Annotated in this window: 1 pseudogene; it reads right to left on the bottom strand. The window is 57.2% G+C overall.

What is annotated here, in order from left to right:
• Positions 1-240 (bottom strand): annotated as a pseudogene (locus tag CVS27_RS21150) (hypothetical protein); the annotation flags it as partial.
• Positions 241-283: the final 43 nt, after the last annotated feature.

Here is a 283-nt window from a genome sequence, read left to right as displayed (position 1 = left end):
AGCTTGCTGCGATTCAGTGAGCTCGGCCCAGAACCCATCTGTGGCGAAGACAAAACGAGTTCCCGCCGGTGCCGGCTGGCGTAAAAAATCAGGATTCGGAGCGCGTGTTGCTCTGAGGCTGCGGGTAACCAGATTGCGTGCAGGATCCAACGCCAATTCGCGGTGCGATCTGTCGCGCTTCCAGTTTGCTTGGCAGTGTGGAGGAGTAAACCATTCGATATTGCCGTCGTTTCCAGCCATCCCACAGGCGCAATCACCCTCATAAGCAACGGTGAGTAGGCCC

This window comes from Arthrobacter glacialis (assembly GCF_002909445.1).
GTDB lineage: Bacteria > Actinomycetota > Actinomycetes > Actinomycetales > Micrococcaceae > Specibacter > Specibacter glacialis.
This window is presented reverse-complemented; position numbering and strand designations above follow the sequence as displayed.